The organism is Bradyrhizobium uaiense (genome assembly GCF_010811875.1).
Taxonomy (GTDB): Bacteria; Pseudomonadota; Alphaproteobacteria; order Rhizobiales; family Xanthobacteraceae; genus Bradyrhizobium; species Bradyrhizobium uaiense.
Genome location: NZ_VKHP01000459.1, coordinates 1 through 2,320, shown reverse-complemented (window position 1 = coordinate 2,320; position 2,320 = coordinate 1). Strand labels below are relative to the sequence as shown.

2 protein-coding genes are annotated in these 2,320 nt (G+C 63.5%); both read left to right on the top strand.

Annotation, left to right across the window (positions count from 1 at the left end):
* On the top strand, positions 1-683 hold a 683-nt coding region (locus FNJ47_RS45680), incomplete at its 5' end, for an electron transfer flavoprotein subunit beta/FixA family protein (protein ID WP_163163304.1).
* The gene (locus FNJ47_RS45675; RefSeq protein WP_163163302.1) at positions 683-1,633 is read left to right on the top strand and encodes an electron transfer flavoprotein subunit alpha/FixB family protein; all 951 of its coding nucleotides are present in this window, start codon (positions 683-685) and stop codon (positions 1,631-1,633) included. The genes FNJ47_RS45680 and FNJ47_RS45675, both read left to right, overlap by 1 nt.
* Positions 1,634-2,320: the final 687 nt, after the last annotated feature.

Sequence of the window (2,320 nt, the reverse complement as noted above, 5' to 3'; positions counted from 1 at the left end):
GGACGGGCGTGGAGCTCGCCAACGTCAAGATGTCGATGAACCCGTTCGACGAGATCGCCGTCGAGGAAGCGCTGCGGCTGAAGGAAGCCGGCAAGGCGACCGAAGTGGTGGTGGTGTCGATCGGACCCGCGCAGGCCTCCGAGACCATTCGCACCGGTCTTGCGATGGGCGCCGACCGCGGCATCCTGGTCAAGGCCGAAGGCAATGTCGAACCGCTCGCGGTTGCCAAGATCCTCAAGGCGGTGGTCGAGGCGGAGCAGCCCGGCCTCGTCATTCTCGGCAAGCAGGCGATTGACGACGACTCGAACCAGACCGGCCAGATGCTGGCCGCGCTGCTCGGCTGGTCGCAGGCGACTTTCGCCTCCAAGCTCGAGGTCGAAGGAAGCGACTTCAAGGTCACGCGCGAAGTCGACGGCGGCCTGCAGACCATCAAGCTGAAGGGCCCGGCGATCGTCACCACTGACCTGCGCCTCAACGAGCCGCGCTATGCCTCGCTGCCCAACATCATGAAGGCGAAGAAGAAGCCGATCGACGACAAGAGCGTCGCTGACTACGGCGTCGATGTGACGCCGCGTCTGGAAGTGCTGAAGACCGCGGAACCGGCAGGCCGCAAGGCGGGCGTCAAGGTCAAGGACGTCGCCGAACTCGTGAACAAGCTCAAGACCGAAGCCGGGGTTCTCTGATGACGACGCTGTTGATTGCTGAACACGACCACGAGACCCTGAAGGACTCGACCAACAAGGCGCTGACCGCGGCAAGCCAGCTCGGCGGCGACGTGCATGTGCTGGTTGCCGGTGGCGGCCAGGGCACCAAGGCGGCGGCGGAAGCGGCCGCCAAGCTCGCCGGCGTCGCCAAGGTGCTGGTCGCCGAAGGCCCGGCCTATGAGCACGACCTCGCCGAGCCGCTGGCTGCGCTGATCGTGGCGCTGGCGCCGAACTATGACGCCTTCGTCGCGCCCGCGACCTCGCGCTTCAAGAACGTGATGCCGCGCGTCGCAGCCTTGCTCGACGTCATGCAGGTCTCCGAGATCATCAAGGTGGTCGCGCCCGACACCTATGAGCGGCCGATCTATGCCGGCAACGCGATCCAGACCGTGAAGTCGAAGGACGCCAAGAAGGTGATCACGGTCCGCACCTCGACCTTCGCCGCCGCCGGTGAAGGCGGCAGCGCCGCGATCGAGAATGCCGCTTCGGCGGCCGATCCGGGCCTGTCGAGCTTCGTCGGCGAGGAGGTTGCAAAAAGCGACCGTCCGGAGCTGACCTCGGCCAAGATCATCGTCTCGGGTGGCCGTGCCATGCAGAGCCGCGAGAACTTCGCCAAATACATCGAGCCGTTGGCCGACAAGCTCGGCGCCGGCGTCGGCGCCTCGCGCGCCGCGGTCGATGCCGGCTATGCGCCGAACGACTGGCAGGTCGGCCAGACCGGCAAGGTGGTGGCCCCGGAACTCTACGTTGCGGTCGGCATCTCCGGCGCGATCCAGCATCTGGCGGGCATGAAGGACTCCAAGGTGATCGTCGCCATCAACAAGGATGAGGACGCGCCGATCTTCCAGGTCGCCGATTACCGCCTGGTCGCCGACCTCTACCAGGCGGTTCCGGAGCTCACCGAAGCGCTCGGCAAGCTCGGAAAGTAAGCGACAAGACACCGGCCAGGCGTGGAACTCCGTCAAGTGTTTCATCTCTGAAGCGCTTTCTTTTCGCAAGGGGTGGTGCTCAACGGCATTTCGGCCGACCGGCTGAGTCGGGCATGGTTTCCATTCCGGCCGCACGCCCTAAATGACTCGAGTGAATCAGATGAAGAACCCACCAGATCCGGATGCCGATAGGGAAATCACACAGCGTTTGGCGTCTGGAGCGAGCTTTGGCAAAGCCGCGGGCACCGAGACCTCGGACTACCCTCTCCTGGAGAAACCGGCCCTTTCAATGCCATCACGGATGTCGCTGGTGTGGAGGTAGGCTACTCGACATTGATCAGTAACAGCTCAAACTCGAATGGCACCGGTGCCGTGGAATTCGGTCTCCGGAGGGGCGGGGCGCACTGGAGTAAGCGCCATTCTTCCTATTGGCCGCACAGGTCCTCTGCGAGTACCCGTCGCCGGCGTGCGGATCCGGCTCAAACTCTCCCTGGACCAGACACGTAACGTGCGGGAATCCGCACCGCAGATCGGTATGGCCTAGTCGCAATCCATACCCGTAATACCAATCCTCAAATTGATCGACCGATGTAGGCCCAATCGCGGAGCGCGATTGACATGATCTGCCACGGCTGATCGATGAGAGTGTTCCAAGCGTAACAGCAGTGATCGACGATGTTGTCATAG